18 protein-coding genes are annotated in these 15,871 nt (G+C 67.7%); 13 read left to right on the top strand and 5 right to left on the bottom strand.

From position 1 onward, the window contains the following. Positions 1–8 precede the first annotated feature (8 nt). Positions 9–1,355: a M16 family metallopeptidase gene (locus ACSFB7_RS32440; protein WP_435476444.1), complete on the top strand. Its 1,347-nt coding sequence runs from the start codon at positions 9–11 to the stop codon at positions 1,353–1,355. A 129-nt stretch (positions 1,356–1,484) separates the two neighbouring features. Here ACSFB7_RS32440 and ACSFB7_RS32435 read toward each other — a convergent pair whose 3' ends face one another. Further along, positions 1,485–2,396, bottom strand: coding sequence for a LysR family transcriptional regulator ArgP (locus ACSFB7_RS32435; RefSeq protein ID WP_435476443.1), 912 nt, complete (start codon positions 2,394–2,396; stop codon positions 1,485–1,487). A 74-nt stretch (positions 2,397–2,470) separates the two neighbouring features. Between ACSFB7_RS32435 and ACSFB7_RS32430 the strand changes: the two genes are divergently transcribed. The 6 genes from ACSFB7_RS32430 to pxpA are packed head-to-tail and all read left to right on the top strand — an operon-like array spanning position 2,471 to position 6,780. Continuing rightward, positions 2,471–3,106 (top strand): LysE/ArgO family amino acid transporter, encoded by a 636-nt coding sequence (locus ACSFB7_RS32430; protein WP_435476442.1) that lies wholly within the window; start codon positions 2,471–2,473, stop codon positions 3,104–3,106. Positions 3,107–3,133: 27 nt separating this feature from the next. Further along, positions 3,134–3,784: an RsmD family RNA methyltransferase gene (locus tag ACSFB7_RS32425; RefSeq protein ID WP_435476441.1), complete on the top strand. Its 651-nt coding sequence runs from the start codon at positions 3,134–3,136 to the stop codon at positions 3,782–3,784. 43 nt (positions 3,785–3,827) lie between these two features. Then, positions 3,828–4,331, top strand: a complete 504-nt coding sequence (gene coaD / locus ACSFB7_RS32420; protein WP_124462819.1) for a pantetheine-phosphate adenylyltransferase — start codon at positions 3,828–3,830, stop codon at positions 4,329–4,331. A gap of 6 nt (positions 4,332–4,337) precedes the next feature. Further along, positions 4,338–5,000 (top strand): 5-oxoprolinase subunit PxpB, encoded by a 663-nt coding sequence (gene pxpB / locus ACSFB7_RS32415; protein WP_435476440.1) that lies wholly within the window; start codon positions 4,338–4,340, stop codon positions 4,998–5,000. Further along, the gene (locus ACSFB7_RS32410; protein WP_435476439.1) at positions 4,997–5,995 is read left to right on the top strand and encodes a 5-oxoprolinase subunit C family protein; all 999 of its coding nucleotides are present in this window, start codon (positions 4,997–4,999) and stop codon (positions 5,993–5,995) included. Before pxpB ends, ACSFB7_RS32410 begins: the two co-directional genes overlap by 4 nt. A gap of 50 nt (positions 5,996–6,045) precedes the next feature. Continuing rightward, positions 6,046–6,780 (top strand): 5-oxoprolinase subunit PxpA, encoded by a 735-nt coding sequence (gene pxpA, locus ACSFB7_RS32405; RefSeq protein WP_435476438.1) that lies wholly within the window; start codon positions 6,046–6,048, stop codon positions 6,778–6,780. A gap of 22 nt (positions 6,781–6,802) precedes the next feature. Here pxpA and ACSFB7_RS32400 read toward each other — a convergent pair whose 3' ends face one another. Then, positions 6,803–7,741 (bottom strand): LysR family transcriptional regulator, encoded by a 939-nt coding sequence (locus ACSFB7_RS32400; protein WP_435476437.1) that lies wholly within the window; start codon positions 7,739–7,741, stop codon positions 6,803–6,805. Positions 7,742–7,743: 2 nt separating this feature from the next. On the opposite strand from ACSFB7_RS32400, the gene ACSFB7_RS32395 reads away from it, so the two are divergent. From ACSFB7_RS32395 to pcp, 3 genes are read left to right on the top strand one after another with little or no spacing between them, the layout of a single operon-like run. After that, positions 7,744–9,552, top strand: a complete 1,809-nt coding sequence (locus ACSFB7_RS32395) for a hypothetical protein (RefSeq protein WP_435476436.1) — start codon at positions 7,744–7,746, stop codon at positions 9,550–9,552. 18 nt (positions 9,553–9,570) lie between these two features. Then, positions 9,571–9,825 carry a hypothetical protein gene (locus ACSFB7_RS32390; RefSeq protein ID WP_435476435.1) on the top strand — a complete coding sequence of 85 codons (255 nt, stop codon included), beginning with the start codon at positions 9,571–9,573 and terminating at the stop codon, positions 9,823–9,825. 56 nt (positions 9,826–9,881) lie between these two features. Next, entirely contained in the window at positions 9,882–10,565 is a 684-nt protein-coding gene (pcp, locus tag ACSFB7_RS32385; RefSeq protein ID WP_435476434.1) for a pyroglutamyl-peptidase I, read from the top strand. Positions 10,566–10,574: 9 nt separating this feature from the next. Here pcp and ACSFB7_RS32380 read toward each other — a convergent pair whose 3' ends face one another. Beyond that, complete coding sequence (locus tag ACSFB7_RS32380; protein ID WP_435476433.1) at positions 10,575–11,291, bottom strand: alpha/beta fold hydrolase; 717 nt, start codon at positions 11,289–11,291, stop codon at positions 10,575–10,577. Positions 11,292–11,436: 145 nt separating this feature from the next. On the opposite strand from ACSFB7_RS32380, the gene ACSFB7_RS32375 reads away from it, so the two are divergent. Further along, positions 11,437–12,081: a Yip1 family protein gene (locus ACSFB7_RS32375; protein ID WP_435476432.1), complete on the top strand. Its 645-nt coding sequence runs from the start codon at positions 11,437–11,439 to the stop codon at positions 12,079–12,081. A 31-nt stretch (positions 12,082–12,112) separates the two neighbouring features. Beyond that, complete coding sequence (locus ACSFB7_RS32370; protein WP_435476431.1) at positions 12,113–12,811, top strand: histidine phosphatase family protein; 699 nt, start codon at positions 12,113–12,115, stop codon at positions 12,809–12,811. Between the two features lie 13 nt (positions 12,812–12,824). Here ACSFB7_RS32370 and ACSFB7_RS32365 read toward each other — a convergent pair whose 3' ends face one another. Both ACSFB7_RS32365 and ACSFB7_RS32360 read right to left on the bottom strand, forming a co-directional pair. Then, entirely contained in the window at positions 12,825–14,198 is a 1,374-nt protein-coding gene (locus ACSFB7_RS32365) for a tetratricopeptide repeat protein (RefSeq protein ID WP_435476429.1), read from the bottom strand. Positions 14,199–14,228: 30 nt separating this feature from the next. Next, positions 14,229–14,627: a tautomerase family protein gene (locus ACSFB7_RS32360; protein WP_435476428.1), complete on the bottom strand. Its 399-nt coding sequence runs from the start codon at positions 14,625–14,627 to the stop codon at positions 14,229–14,231. Between the two features lie 125 nt (positions 14,628–14,752). Between ACSFB7_RS32360 and ACSFB7_RS32355 the strand changes: the two genes are divergently transcribed. After that, complete coding sequence (locus ACSFB7_RS32355; protein ID WP_435476427.1) at positions 14,753–15,613, top strand: LysR family transcriptional regulator; 861 nt, start codon at positions 14,753–14,755, stop codon at positions 15,611–15,613. Positions 15,614–15,871 lie beyond the last annotated feature (258 nt).

The raw sequence follows: 15,871 nt of genomic DNA, 5'->3' as shown, positions 1-15,871 counted from the left end.
CCGATTTCATGATTACTCTTAAAAGGATAGCGCAGTGCGCCCTGTTCACGGGCGTTACGGCGATTTTTGGCATGACCAGCGCGCAGGCCGCGCTGCCCATCCAGCACTGGACGCTGGCCAACGGCGCCCAGATCTACCTGGTGTCGACCAACGCGTTGCCCATCGTCGACGTGCAGGTCGACTTCGACGCCGGCAGCCGCCGCGACCCCGCGCCGCAGGCGGGCCTGGCCAGCACCACGGCGGCCATGGTCGAGAAGGGCGTGCGCGCCGGCAAGAACGGCGAGCCCGCGCTCGACCAGAACGCGCTGGGCGAAGCCTGGGCCGATCTGGGCGCCAGCTTCGACGTGAGCGCGGGCTCCGACCGCACCAGCTATTCGCTGCGCACGCTGTCCGACCCGGCGCTGCTGAACAAGGCGGTGACGCTGGCCTCGCGCGAGATCGGCGAGCCGGCCTTCCCCGACGACGTGTGGCAGCGGGAACGCGAACGCATCAACGCCGCCATCAAGGAGGCCAACACCAAGCCCGCGACCGTCGCGGGCCGCGCGTTCGCCCAGGCGGTGTACGGCGTGCATCCCTACGGCCAGGAGGTCACCGAGGCCACGCTGGCGCGCATCGACACCGCCGCCATGCGCCAGCGCTACCAGCAGCTCATGGTGCCGTGCCGCGCCAAGCTGAGCATCGTGGGCGCCGTCACGCGCGCCGAAGCCGAGACCATGGCCACCGCGCTGCTGTCGCGCCTGCCCGCAACCGACACCTGCACGCCGCTGCCGGCGATCGCGCCGGTGGCCGCGTTGACGGCACCGAAGGACGAGCGCATTCCGTTCGACTCGGCGCAGGCGCATGTCTTCATCGGCCAGCCGGGCTATCCGCGCAAGGACCCGGACCACTTCGCACTCACGCTGGGCAACTACGTGCTGGGCGGTGGCGGCTTTGTCTCGCGCTTGACCAATGAAGTGCGCGAAAAGCGCGGGCTCACCTACAGCATCTACAGCGGCTTTGCACCGGGGCTCGAAGCGGGCGCGTTCCGCATCGGCTTCCAGACCCGGCCCGACCAGGCCGAAGAAGCCATCAAGGTGTCGCGTGAAGTGCTGGCGAAGTTCGTGGCCGAGGGCCCGACCGCCAGCGAGCTGAAGGCGGCCAAGGACAACCTGATCGGGGGTTTTCCGCTGCTGCTGGACAGCAACCGCAAGCTGATCGGCAATGTCGCCAACATCGCCTGGCACGACCTGCCGCTGGACTATCTCGACACCTGGACCGCGCGCATGAATGCGGTCACGGCGGCCGAGGTCAAGGCGGCCTTCGAGCGCAAGCTGCAGCCGGCGCGGATGGTGACAGTGGTGGTGGGCGGCAAGTAACAAGGCATGAATAAACCTACTGCGCGCCCCGATCTCGCACCTGCGGTCCTCACCGTACGGAGTACGGCTCCGGTCCTCGGTGCAAGCTCGGGGCGCTCGCTACGGTTTCTTCACGCCTTGTAGGCGCCGTCAGGCCAGTGCGTGCGGTCCGCTGGTGGCGGCTGCACGCACCGCCGCTCCGAGTTTCTTGAGCAACTGCGGCGCCGCGCGCGCCTGCTGCCAGTAGAGCGGCACCGGCAGCGTCGAGCCGGGCACCAGTTCCACCAGTCTTCCTTCGCGGATCGCATCGGCCACCATGCTGGCCGGATGCATGCCCCAGCCCATCCCCGCGCACGCCGCGTCGACGAAAGCGCTCGGCGAGGGCACCCAGTGCCGGGGCGTCTCGACATTGCGGTGGCAGATGCGGCGCACCCAGCGCGCCTGCAGGCGGTCCTTGCGGTCGAACACGAGGCTGGGCGCATTCGCCAGCGTGCGCGCGCCCACGCCTTTGTCGAAATACCGCCGCACGAAGCCGGGGCTCGCGGCCGCCACGTAATGCGTCGTGCCCAGTGCCTCGCTGTTGCAGCCGGCCACCGGCTGGGCCAGCGCGGTCACGGCGGCCAGCACCGCGCCGCTGCGCAGCCGCTCGGCCGTGTGGTCCTGGTCGTCCACCGAGAGGTCGAGCAGGGCGCCTTCTTCCTGGGTCGCGAAGGCTGCTGCAGCCGCAATGAACCACGTCGCAAGGCTGTCGGCATTGACGGCCACCCGCACCGTGACGCGTTCGCCCGCTTCGCCGCCGCCCATGCCGAGGGCGGGCAGGGTGTCGCGCAGCTCGTGTTCGAGCATGCCCACGCGCTCCACGTGCCGGCACAGATGCAGCCCCGCTTCCGTGGCCACGCAGGGCTGGCCGCGCACCAGCAGCGCGCCGCCGGTGCGCTCTTCCAGCGCCTTCACGCGCTGCGACACCGCCGAAGGCGTGACGTTGAGCGCGCGGGCCGCGCGCTCGAAGCTGCCTTCGCGGACCACGGCGGCCAGGGCGTTGAGGGCGGCGTAGTCGAGCATGGGATGAAGTAAAACTGAATTGAAGTTAGAAAGTTTAGTTTGATTGAATCAAAGGCGGGCGGCAAGCTCACACCATGTCAGCCGAACTCGCCACCACCGCCTTCCTCAACGGACTCTTCATGAGCCTGGTGCTTATCGTCGCCATCGGCGCCCAGAACGCCTACGTGCTGCGCCAGGGGTTGCGGCGCGAGCATGTGAGCGCCGTGGTGCTGTTCTGCGCCGCCAGCGACGCGGTGCTGATCGGTGCCGGCGTGGCCGGCATGGCGCAGGCGCTGAAGGGGCGGCCGATGCTCGCCACGGCGCTTGCGGGGTTCGGCGCGGCGTTCCTGTGCGCCTACGGCCTGAAGGCGCTGTGGCGCTCGCGCCAGCCCGGCGCGCTGCAGGCGACGGCGCAGGGCACATCGCTTTCGCGCGCTGCCGTCGTGGCGCAGGCGGCCGGCTTCACGCTGCTGAACCCGCACGTCTACCTCGACACGGTGCTGCTGGTGGGCAGCGCGGGCGCGCAGTACGCGGGCTTGCTCAAGGTCTGGTTCGTGGCGGGCGCCTCGGTGGCGAGCGCGCTGTGGTTCACCGCGCTGGGCTATGGCGCAAGGCTGCTCGCGCCGGTGTTCGCGCGTCCGCGGGCCTGGCAGATGCTCGACGCGCTGATCGGCGGCACCATGCTCGTGCTGGCCGCCATGTTGGCCCGGCGCGCCTTCACCGGGCTTTGACTCTCGCGGCGGCGTTAAGCTCGCCGCATGCCCCAGAAGAAAGCCGCAGCCCCCTCCCGCCCCGCTCCCGCCAAGCGTTCGTCGAAGCCGCCCAACGAGGTGCGCATCATCGGCGGCCAATGGAAGCGCACCCGCCTTGCCGTGGCCGACAAGCCCGGCCTGCGCCCCACGCCCGACCGCGTGCGCGAAACCCTGTTCAACTGGCTCGCGAGCCTGGCCGGCGTCGGCGGTGGCGAACTGCCGGGCTGGCATTGCATCGATGCCTTCGCGGGCACCGGCGCGCTCGGCCTGGAAGCCGCGTCGCGTGGCGCCGCCAACGTGGTGCTGTGCGAACAAGACGCCGCACTGGTCGCGCAACTGCAGGCCGCAAAGACCAAGCTGTCCGCCGACGCCGTGCGCATCGAACGCGGCAACGGCGTCACGGCGCTCGAGCGCGTGACGGCCGGCAGCTTGCACGCCGTCTTCCTCGATCCGCCCTTCGAAAGCGTCGCGCTCTACGAACCGTCCCTGCGCGCAGCCGCACGCGCGCTGCGTGCCGGCGGTGCCGTGTACCTCGAAGCGCCGCGCCGCTGGACGGACGAAGAACTCGCCGCCTTCGGCCTCGTCGGTTTCCGTTACCTGAAAGCCGGCGCCGTGCATGCCCACCTGCTGCGGCTTGCCGCGGACCTGACTGCATAATCCGCCGAACAAGCCGCATCGGCTGCATGAGGAAGAAGCAACCATGGCCAGCAACGTGATCGCGGTTTATCCCGGCACATTCGACCCCATCACCCTCGGTCACGAGGACGTGGTGCGGCGCGCAACCCAGCTTTTCTCCAAGGTGATCGTCGCTGTTGCGGCCGGCCACCACAAGAAGGCGCTCTTCACGCTGTCCGAACGCATGGACATGGCGCGCGATGCGGTCAAGCCGTACAGCGACCAGGTCACGGTCGAGAGCTTCTCCGGCCTGCTGCGCGACTTCGTCGTCGCGCGCGGCGGCAAGGCCATGGTGCGCGGCCTGCGCGCCGTGACCGACTTCGACTACGAGTTCCAGCTCGCGGGCATGAACCGCTCGCTGATGCCCGATGTCGAGACCGTGTTTCTCACGCCCAGCGACAAGTACCAGTTCATCTCCAGCACCTTCGTGCGCGAGATCGCGATGCTCGGCGGCGAGGTCAACAAGTTCGTCTCGCCGAACGTGGAGCAGCAACTCGCGGCCAAGGTCCGCAGCCTCGGCCGTGAATAAGCCGCGATGAGCGGCTCACCCCCGCCGCGACTGCATCTTCTGGGCGATGCAGCGTTGTTGTGCGAGCTGCCCGCGCCCGCCACGCTAGCGCAGCAGCAGAAGATCTGGGCCCTGGCCACGCAGGCGCAACGCTGGCCCGGTGTCGGCGAAGTGCTGCCGGGCATGAACAACCTCACGCTGACCTTCGACCCGACCGCGATCGATCTCGACACGCTCACGGCACAGGTGCTCGATGCCTGGCCGAAACTTGGCGAAGGCGCAGTGGAAGGGCGGCGGATCGAGATTCCCGTGGCCTACGGCGGCGAGTACGGACCCGACCTGGCCGACGTCGCGGCCCACACCGGCCTCACGCCGGCCGAGGTCGTGCGGCGCCACAGCGCAGGCGAGTACGTGGTCTACCTGCTGGGCTTTCTGCCCGGCTTTGCCTTCATGGGCGGCCTGGCGCCCGAACTCGCCACGCCGCGCCGTGCCGAACCGCGCACGGCCGTGCCCGCAAGCTCTGTCGGCATCGGCGGCGAGCAGACCGGCATCTATCCGCTGGTGTCGCCGGGCGGCTGGCAACTGATCGGCCGTACGCCGCTGTCGCTGTTCGACCCGACGGCAGAATCGCCCACCCTGCTGCGGCCCGGCGACCGGGTGCGCTTCGTCGTCGAGAGCGTGCAGACATGATCGTCATCCAGAAACCCGGCGTGCTCGCGTCGGTGCAGGACCTGGGGCGGCATGGCCATCGCCAGCTCGGCATCTGCCCGGGTGGTGCGCTCGACGTGCTCTCGCTCACGCTGGCCAACCGGCTCGTGGGTAACGTGGATGGCGCGGCCGGCCTTGAACTGACCATGGGCGGCTGCGAGCTGCGCTTCGAGGTCGACACGCGCATCGCGCTGACCGGCGACGACTTCAGCGCCACGATCGACGGCGTGCCGCTCTGGCCCTGCTGGAGCGTGCCGGTGAATGCTGGGCAGACGCTCAGGCTCACGGGCGCCAATGCAGCGGGCCGCAAGAAGGCCGGCCTGCGCAGTTGGCTTGCGGTGGCGGGCGGCATCGACGTGCCCCCGATCCTCGGCTCGCGCAGCACCGACCTGAAAGCCAGCTTCGGCGGCCACCAGGGCCGCGCGCTGCGCAAGGGCGACCGGCTTCCGCTCGGTGCGTCGCGGCTCGATGCCGCACAGCGCACACGCCGTCCCTTCGGCCTGCGCGGACCCGACTGGGGCACCGAAGAAGCTGACGCGGCCATCAGCCTGCGCGTGCTGCCCGGCCCCGAGTTCGAGCAGTTCACGCTGGCCGCGCGCGATCTGCTCTGGGGCGAGCGCTGGCGCATCACGCCGCAAAGCAACCGCATGGGCAGCCGCCTTGCGGGGGCCGAACTCAAGCGCAGGCGCGGCGGCGACATGCTCTCGTCGGGCGTGATCCCCGGCACGATCCAGGTGCCGCCCTCGGGCCTGCCGATCATCCTGATGGGCGATGCGCAGACCACCGGCGGCTATCCGCGCATCGGCGTGGTGATCCGCGCCGACCTCTGGAAGCTGGCGCAGGCGCCGCTCAACGGCAAGCTGCGGCTGGTGCAGGTCGACATGGCGCAATCGCTCGCCGCATGGGCCGACCAGCAACGCTACCTGCAGCAGGTGGCACAGGGGCTGGCGGCTGCAGGCTGGCCGGGCGCGGCATAGACTGTGCGAGCAGACGGCGAGAGGGCCGCCGCAGAAGAAGGAACCTCCCCATGCACATCGACCTCAATGCCGACCTCGGCGAAGGCGCCGGCAGCGACGAAGCACTGCTCGGCCTCGTGAGCTCCGCCAACATCGCCTGCGGCTGGCACGCGGGCGACGCCAGGACCATGCAGCAGTGCGTGCGCTGGGCCATCCAGCACGGCGTGGCCATCGGCGCGCATCCGAGCTTTCCGGACCGCGAGAACTTCGGCCGCAGCACCATGCATCTGCCGCCCGACGAGATCGTGGCCAACGTGCTCTACCAGGTCGGCGCGCTGGCCGCGATCGTCAAGGCCGAGGGCGGCACGCTCGCGCACGTCAAGGCGCATGGCCAGCTCTACAACCAGGCGGTGAAGGAGCCCGAACTCGCCGATGCGCTGTGCGAGGCGGTGCGCCGCTTCGATCCTTCGCTCAAGTTCTTCGGCCTGGCCGGCAGCAACATGATCGACGCCGCGCGCCGCGCGGGCCTCACGCCCGTGGAGGAAGTGTTCGCCGACCGCGGTTACATGCCCGACGGCAGCCTGGTGCCGCGCAGCCAGCCCGGCGCGCTCATCGAGAGCGAAGAGCAGTCGATCGCGCAGACGCTCTCGCTGGTGCGCGACCACCGCGTGACCGCCATCGACGGCAGCACCGTGGCCGTCAATGCGCAGACCGTGTGCCTGCATGGCGACGGTGCCCATGCGCTGGCCTTTGCGCGCCGCATCCGTGAGCGGCTGCAGGCCGAGGGCATTGCGGTCCGCGCCTGAGTCGGTTCGTTGTTCGCGGCCTTCATGACAGCGGCGCGGGCGACAGCGCGCTGACCCATTCTTCCCCTGCCTCTGCGCAGTAGTCGGCCACGATGGCCCGCGTGAGCTTGGCGACCGCATGCACGGCGGGTGCCGTGTCGCGCGCATGGGCCACGGTGATCACCATCGGCGGCAGCGCAGGCCCTTCGCGGATTTCGAGGTAACCCTCGGCCAGTTCCTCGCGCACGAAGATCGGCGGAATCGCCGCCACGCCGAAGCCGCCCTTCGTGAGCTGGATGATCGACTGCACCGACGGAAAGCTGCACACGCGCGGCTCCGTGGCCCGCCCCGCGAACAGCGCCCTGACATGCGCGCGCGGCCCCGAGGTGCGGGAGAAGGTGAGCACAGGCACGCGCTCCAGGTCTTCGAGCCGCAAGCTCCGCGCCTTGGGCAGTACCGCCGGGCGCGCGATCCACAGCATCGGAAAGCGGCACAGCGGCGTGACGGTCGCGCCGTCGTTGCAGGCCACGTCCGCGATGTCGTCGTTCTGGATCAGCATGTCGAACTTGCGGTGCTTGAACTGCTCGCGCAGGTTGTGCGCCGTGTCGACGGTGATGTCGGGCTCGATGGCCGGCAGCCGCTCGCTCAGCATGTGGATCAGCGGCGTCAGCCAGGTGTGCACCACCGTTTCGATGACGCCGATGCGCACCCGGCCCGAAGGCGGCGCATCGGGGTGCACCGACAGCTTCAGTTGCTTCTCCAGCGCGAGCATTTGCTCGGCCTGGCACACCACCTGCTCTCCGATGATCGTGAGCTTGAGCGCCCGCTGCGTGCGGTCGACAAGCTGCACGCCCAGCTCTTCTTCCAGCGCTTCGATGCGCTTGGAAACGGCGGCCTGGGTGGTGCACAGCATCTGCGCGGTCTCGCGAAAGCTCTTGAGCCGATCGAGCATGACGAGTGTCTCGAGGAATCTTGTGTTCACTGGTGAATATCTCCCTGCGTTCAGGCGCCTCGCGAATTTTTGTTATCGGCTCGCCAACAAAAACTCGTTCGACAGCAACTGAGGCGCCATGTTTTCATAAAGCCGTCATACAGACACAGAGGTGCAACCCGCCCTTTCGATGCCGATTGCTGAAGACACCGAGTTGCATCAGTGCCTGCAGAAGTCATGCCAGGGGTGTGCACCACGGCCTTCATGTCACCCATCCGGGAAGGGAAAAGATGAAACGTACGATCACTGCACGACGGCTGAAAACAGGTGTCGCGCTCGGCGTCTGCGCGCTGGTGCTCGCGAGCTGCGGAGGCGGGAGCGGCAACGGGAACGACGCGGCGGCGCTCGCGGCCATCGCGGCGGCGAATGCGGCTGCAGCCGCTGCAGCAGCCGGTGGGGGCGCGACACCGCCACCCGCGCCGCCGCCGGCCGTCGTTCCGCCAGCACCGCCTGCGATCCAGGCCAAGTGCGCGATGGACACGACAGTGGCCGCGTCCTACGAAGAGCAACGCCTGCCCAACAAGCTGTCGAGCAGCGATGCGTTGAGCTTCTCGCAGCAACTGCTGCAGGCCAGCGGCTTCGACAAGTTCGGCCCCGACTTCGCCGCCAAGCTGTGCAGCAACAGCCTGGCAGGTGCTTCCACCTACGACGACACCGTGAAGCTGCTTCGCACCGAAGGCCAGAAGCTCTGGCAGGCAGCACTGGACCGTGTGCAGGGCCGCGCCGTGCAAGGCACGCTGCCCAAGAGCGACGACCGCATGCTCTATTGGGCCCGCCTCACGATGACGCTGGCGCTGCGCCAGTGGAAGCCCGACTTTCCGTTGACGGACGACCAGCGCGCGGCGCTGCAGAACGAGTTCGAGCGGGCTTCGCGCGGGCAGTACGCGATCGATTTTCCCGAAGGGCCGAAGTACAAGCGCATCTTGGTGAGTGGCTTCGATCCGTTCACGCTGGGCACGCCGGGCGAGAACGACGACCCCAGCATTCGCATCGGCAATCCCTCGGGAGCGACCATTCTTTCGCTGGACGGCAACATCGTGGCTTTGCCCGATGGCACCACGGCTGTGATCCGCACTTTCATCCTGCCTGTCAACTACGGCCCGTTCATGCAAGGCATGCAGGAAGACACGCTGGGTCCCTGGTTCAAGCCCGGTACCAAGCGTGTCGATGCGTCCGTCAGCGTGAGCCAGGGGGGTGGCGAATTCGACCTGGAGCATTTCAACGGCCGCTATCACATGTATGGAATACCTGGAAACGACAACGTATTCCCGTCATGCGCCGATGGTGGTTCCTATCCGGCTGCACTTGAATGCGACATCTTTCCGCCGGAACGATGGCTGGGGTATGCGCCCAAACCATGGGTCAAGGAACTGCCAGCGCAGTTCACGCAATCCACTTTGCCTTTCAAGAAGTTGATAGACGCCAACACCGGTGTGGGTGTCATCAACCGGGACACCAACAAGACAGGAGGGTGGGCGGTCGTGCAGCATGACTCCTATTCGGTACGGGACTGCGTCAAGAACCCTCTGGGCCCTCTGGAGAAAAACTGTGCGTACTGGGGCGGCGGCCAAAGCTATTTGTCCAACGAGAGCGCCTATCGCAATACCCAGTTGCGCGATGTTTTCAGGCTTCAGATCCCGGCCGGACATATCCACACGCCCGTCATGACCAACTTCGGTGCCGGCAGCGATGACAAGATCACTGATGAGACCTTTGAGGGCTATCGCGATTCCATCGTGGCGCAGACTCGCAACTTGATTGTTGCGTTGGCAAACACCCTGGCGACGCCGCCTGCACCGTAATCCATGAGGACCATGATCATGAAATCAAGCTCTCTCGCTATCGTCCTCGGCGTCACGTTGTGCGGTGCCGCAATGGCTCAGCCCATTGGAGGTTTTTACCTGTTCAAGAACAAGGAAAGCGGCAAGGAAGTGTGCTCGCAGCAGGCATTCAGCCCCGACTGGATCAAGCAGGCCGGACCGTTCAAGGACCTGGGCTGCAAGATCGAGCGGAAGCCCGAGCCCGTGCGCAGCGACCTGCCGGCCAACCCGCTCGACCTTGCGCCAAAGAAGTAGGGGCTGCCGGCAAGGCCTCGTTGCGGTACCTTCGGGCATCACGCCGAAGGTTGCCCATGCCCCAGCCGAAGTCATCGCCGTCTTCCCCGTCGACGCACATCCTGCTCACCGGCTTCGATCCGTTCGAGCAGGAAGCGGTCAACCCCTCATGGGAGGCCGTGCGCGCGCTCGACGGCTGGCAGGTCGGCCGGGCCGTCGTGCATGCGCGGCAGGTGCCCTGCGTGTTCGGCGATGCCATCGACACGCTGGTGCACGCGATGGACGAGCTGAAGCCGCGCCTCGTGCTGTGCATCGGCCAGGCTGGCGGCCGCGCGGAGATTGCCGTAGAGCGCATCGCCATCAACATCGACGACGGCCGCGTGGCCGACAACGCGGGCCGCCAGCCGATCGATGTGCCAGTGGTGCCCGGTGCGCCGGCCGCGTATTTCTCGACATTGCCGATCAAGGCCATCGCGCGCGAGCTGCGCGCCGCCGGCGTGCCGGCTTCCGTGTCGAACAGCGCGGGCACCTTCGTCTGCAACCACATCTTCTACGGCCTCATGCACCGCATCGCCACGCACCCGGTGGCGGGGCTGCGCGGCGGCTTCATCCACATCCCGTACCTGCCCGAACAGGCGGCCAGATTCCCGGGCTCGCCGAGCATGTCGCTCGACACCATGGTGCAGGCGCTGCGCATCGCGGTGACTACCGCGCTCAAGGTGAAGCAGGACATCGCCGAGACCGGCGGCCAACTGCACTGATGAACCGTATCAGGCGGCCGAAGAAGGGAACTGCTTCGCCAGCCAGCCGTTCAGCGCCGCGTTGACGAACTCGGGCTTTTCCATCGTCAGCATGTGGCCGCACTGCGGCACCCACACGACTTCGGCCTGCGGCAGCAGCGCCGCCATCTCGCGCGTGCATTCGGGCGGGGCCAGGCGGTCGTCGTCGCCGCACATCAGCAGCACCGGCGCGCGCAGCGACGGCAGGTGCAGGCGCGCATCGGGCCGCCGCATCACCGCGCGGTTCTGGCTGATGAGCTGGGCCGCGCCGGCACCGAGCACGATGTCCAGGTAGCGCTGCACCAGCACCGGGTCGGCCGCCTGCGTGGGGTGAAAGGCGAAGTACACGTTCGGCTCGATCACGTCGCGCAGTTCGCCGCGCTCGAAGTATTCGATGGCGCCTTCGCGCAGCGTGAACATGTCGGGTGTCTCGGGCCGCGCGCTGGTGCCCAGCAGTGCAAGGCCGGCGACGCGCTCGGGCGCCTGCCGTGCCGCTTCCATCGCGACCATGCCGCCCATCGACGCGCCGCACAGCACCAGCGGGCCGTCGTGTTCGCGCAGCACGGCGGCGGCCATGGCTTCGATGGTGTCGTTGCGCGTCTGCGCATCGCTCACGCGGGCCTGGAAGGCGGAGGGAAGGGCGGGGAGCTGGGCTTCCCACAGGCGCTCGTCGCAGGCGAGGCCGGGCAGCAGGACAAGATTTGGCATGGGGACGGATTCTGCGCGATCGGGGCCATCGGCGTAACGGCATAGGCTTCATGACCAGCAGTCAACACGGGTTGCCGTCGACATACTTTCCGGCGCCGCGCGGCGTATCGCGCGTGCCTTTGCGATCCATGTCGAGGACAAGAAAATGAATCTGGTTGAACGCGTGCAGGCCATCCTGCTCAAGCCCAAGGCCACCTGGCCCGAGATCGATGCCGAGCCGGCCGATGCCGCATCGCTCTACAAGAACTACGTGATGATCCTGGCGCTGATCCCGGCGGTGGCCAGCTTCATCGGCCTGTCGCTGATCGGCATCGGCGCCTTTGGCGTGAGCTTTCGCGTGCCGCTGGCCGCAGGGCTGGCGAACATGGTGGTGGGCTATGTGCTCTCGCTGGTGATGGTGTTCGTGCTCGCGCTGATCATCGATGCGATGGCGCCGACCTTCGAGGGCACCAAGAGCCAGATCGGCGCGCTCAAGCTCTCGGCCTATGCAAGCACCGCGGCATTCGTCGGCGGCGTCTTCAGCCTGCTGCCTTCGCTGGCGGTCATCGGCGCGCTGGTGGCGCTGTACGGCATCTACCTGCTCTACACCGGCCTGCCGGTGCTGATGAAGTGCCCGGTCGACAAGGCCGTTGCGTACACGGCCGTGGTGGTGGTCTGCGCCATCGTCGGCGGCTTCGTCATTGCGTGGGTGCTGGCGCTGTTCACGCCTTCGCCGGTGCGCCTGGGCGTGGGCCTGCTGCCGGTCGATGCGGTGGTGGCCTTGCAACAAAGCGTCAACGCCAGGGCCTGAGCGTCATGTGCAGGGTGGAAAATGGGTGGCAATGCCAACGCCCAAACCCGACACCACCACCGACATCATCCTCATCCGCCACGGCGAGACCGCCTGGAACCGCGAACTGCGCTTCCAGGGGCATGCCGATGTACCGCTCAACGACATCGGCCATGAGCAGGCACGCCGCATCGGCTTGCGGCTCGCCAGCGAGACTGCAGCGCAGCACCTGATCAGCAGCGACCTGATGCGCGCGCAACAGACCGCCGCGCCCGCCGCGCAGCAGCTGTCGCTGCCGGTGGTGACCTCGGCGGCCCTGCGCGAGCAGTTCTTCGGCGTTGTCGAAGGCATGCGCTCCGACGAAATCCAGAGCCTGCATCCGCGCGCCTGGGAAGAATGGCTGGAGTTCCGCGAAGACCACGCCATGCCCGAGGGCGAGACGGCGCGCGAGTTCCATGCGCGCATCATCGCGGCGCTGGGTGGCATCGCCGCCGCGCACACGGGGCAGCACCTGATCGTGGTCACGCACGGCGGCGTGCTCGACATGGTGTGGCGTACCGCCAAGGGGCTGAGCCTGAGCGGGCCGCGCCAGAGCGACATTCCCAACGCGGGCTTCAACCGCATCCGCATTGCCGACCCGGCCAAGCCCGAGGCGATCGAGATCGTCGACTGGGCCGACACGCGGCACATGACCGGCCTGCCGCCCCAGCCGACCTACGACCAGACGCGGCATCTGAAGAAGAAGGACTGAGCGCCGCGCTTCCTCAGCCTTGGGGAAGCTGGCCGAGCCCCAGCCGCGCATAGACAGCGCCCGTCTGCCGACGCAGGCGCAGCGACTCGGGCTGGCCGTTGAGCTGCTGCTGCAGGATGCCTTGCGCGGCAGCGAGCGTCGACTCGGTGCCGCTGCGCACCAGCGCATCGAGGAACACCTGTTCGAACAGATCGCGCTGCGCGTGGCTGCCGCCGATCTCGATCAGCCGTGGCAAGGCCACGCCCAGGCCTTCGATGGCCCCCGCGAAGTCGCCACGCGCGTGTGCCACGAGCCCATGCGCCGCAGGCACGCAGACGCGTTGCCACGCTGCCCGCGTCGACGGCGGTGCGCCGGGCGCGAAGGCTTCGATGTTGTGCAGCAGCGTGCCAGCCTCGGGCCGACCGGCGCGCGCGAGCCCGTAGAGGTATTGCAGATCGAGAAAGGGAAGCACGTGATCGGCCTGTCGCTGCAGCAGGTAGCCCGCCACATCGTTCCAGCGCGAGCCCACGTCGATGCCCGCCAGCTCCAGGCGCGCCAGCAGCGATACCGCGCCGATCTGGTCCTGCGAATAGTCCTTGACCACGCCCCAGGCGTGTTCGTCGTACACCGCGAGCGCTTCGGCATCGCGGCCCAGGTCGATGAGGAACAGCGCCACGTGCCACCAGTTGTGCGTGACCATGAAGGAGTTGAGCCCGGTCCAGGTGTCGCTCACGCTTTGCATGAACGCCAGTCCTTCGGCGAGCCGGCCTTCGGTGAGCATCACGTGCGCCAATGCGTGATGCGCCCACGGTTCCTTGCGGCACATCGAGATCGCGCGGCGTGCGCTCGCTTCGGCCTCGCGCATCAGATGGCACTGCTCGTAGCCGAAGGCCGTCATGCCGTGCACGTAAGGCACGTCGGCCGCCCAAGGCAGCACGGCCAACGCCAGTCGCAGCATGCCCGGGCAATCGCCGGTGTTGAAGCAGTGGTACTGCCCGAGCTTGACCGACACCAGGTCGCGCGGATGCTCGCGGGCCTGTTCGGCATGCAGCGCGATGGCGCGTGCGATGTCGCCATCGGCCCAGGCCTCGATGGCCGCGATGTAGCGTTGCTCGCGCGGTGTCGCGCGCGCAGCGCCGGCCCTGGCCTTGTCGAGAAACGGCCGTGCGTTGGCGACGGCTTCGCGCGATTCGGCGAACAGGTGCAGCGTGGCGCAGTAGGCCTGCACGATCGGGCTTGCATCGGTCTGCGCCACTGCCAGCAGGTTGACGGCCCGCGCTTCGGTCGAGATGAAGCCCATGACGAAGTCGTCGACCAGCGGCAGGCTGGCGATGTCGTCGAGGGTGAGCGGATTGCCGAGGCTGTCGGCGGCTGGCGCAGCGATGTTCGTGGGGTTTCCGGAGGGCATGGCGCATGGTGCCATGCCCCCGGCGATGCTTCAAACCCCGGCTTGCTGGTGGCGGTATTCCTGCGTCTTGCCGCCGTAGCCGTAGGCGGCGCCGCGCGCATCGATCACGTGGATGTACGACACCTCGTGCAGGTTCGGCCGCAGCTTCGCCATGGCCGCATGCACTTCGCGCAGGTAGCGCGCCTTCTCGGCCTTGGTGTTGGTCTCGTCGGTGATGCTGATGTCCAGGTGAAAGGCCGACTTGCCGAGCGAGGCCAGCGACTGGCCGCCGATGAACCAGGCGTCGGCGGAGATGTACTGCACCGTGGTGGCGATCACCGGAAGTTGCTTGCTGAGCACGCTCTGCGTGAGTTCCGCGACCGCATCGACGGCCTTGCGTGTGAGGGCTGCATCGGGTTCGCCGGAGAGGTGGATGACGATGTGGGGCATGGTGGGCTCCTTTGGTGGTGGTGATGAGGAAATGAATGAGCGATGGGGTGATTGTGGGAATTCCATCGTCATCGGAAAAGCGGGAAGATATGATGTTATTCATCGGATAAACGGATGGATGATTCATGCAAGGCTTCGATCTCGAACAGCTCCGCACCCTGGCCACGGTCATCGACGCGGGCAGTCTCACGGCCGCTGCGCCGCGCGTGTTCCTGTCGCAGTCGTCGGTCAGCGAGCAGATACGCAAGCTCGAGGAGCGGGCGGGGCAGTCGCTGCTCACGCGCAGCAAGGCGGGCGTGGCGCCCACCGAGGCGGGCACGCGGCTGCTGGCGTATGCACGGCGCATCCTGGCGCTCAGCGACGAAGCATTCCGGGATCTGCATGGCGAGACGCTGCAGGGCGAATTGCGCCTCGCGGTGACCGACTACTTCCGACCCGGCGATCTCACGCGGCTGCTAGGGCGCCTGGGAGAAAGCTATCCGCAGGTGCGGCTGCACGTGAGCATCCTGAAGAGCGATGAACTGCGGGGCGCCTATGCGCGAGGGGATTTCGACGTGGGGTTGGCGATGAACATTGCCGGTGCTTCCCCGGCGCAGGCGCGTGCCGCCGTCATTCGGCGCGAATCGCTGGTGTGGCTGGGTGCCACCGGCATGCGGCTGGTGCGCGGCGAGCCGGTGCGCCTGCTGGCCTTGCCCGACACCTGTTCGCTGCACCAGTTCACCGTGGCGCTGTTGCGGCGGCGGCGTGTGCCGTATGTGCTGGCGCATGTGGCGTCGGGGGTGGCGGGGTTGCAGTCGGCGCTGGCTGCGGGGTTGGGGATCGCTTGTCTGAACGAGTCCGCAGTGTCCGAGGGCGTGGTTCGCTTGGCGGCACCGCACGGCTTGCCGGCGTTGCCCAAGGTGGCGTTTCAGTTCTTGCCCGGGCGCAGGGGGGAGACGGCGTTCGTGACGCGTGCCAGGGAACTGCTGGCTACGCACCTTGTGTGACGCCTCTTTTCATTGGCGGGGCTTTTGTTCAGGGCGAGTGCGAATGACACCAGGTGCTCCCCTCCGCGAATGTCCCCCGCTTCGCTCCTCCTTTATTTCGCTGCGGGGAGCACCTGGTGCCATTCGCACAGGGGCACGCTCTGCGCTTGCGGCCGATCAACGACCGCTCTGAGCGCTCACGTCGATACGGGGCTCTTTTTCGCGAAATAAAGGAGGAGCGAAGCGGGGGACATTCGCGAAAAAGAGCACCGTGTCGGC

Origin of the sequence: Variovorax raffinosi, from assembly GCF_051216615.1 — a bacterium.
GTDB lineage: Bacteria > Pseudomonadota > Gammaproteobacteria > Burkholderiales > Burkholderiaceae_C > Variovorax.
Note: the sequence above shows the minus strand (reverse complement) of the source record. Positions and strands in the feature narration are given on the sequence as shown.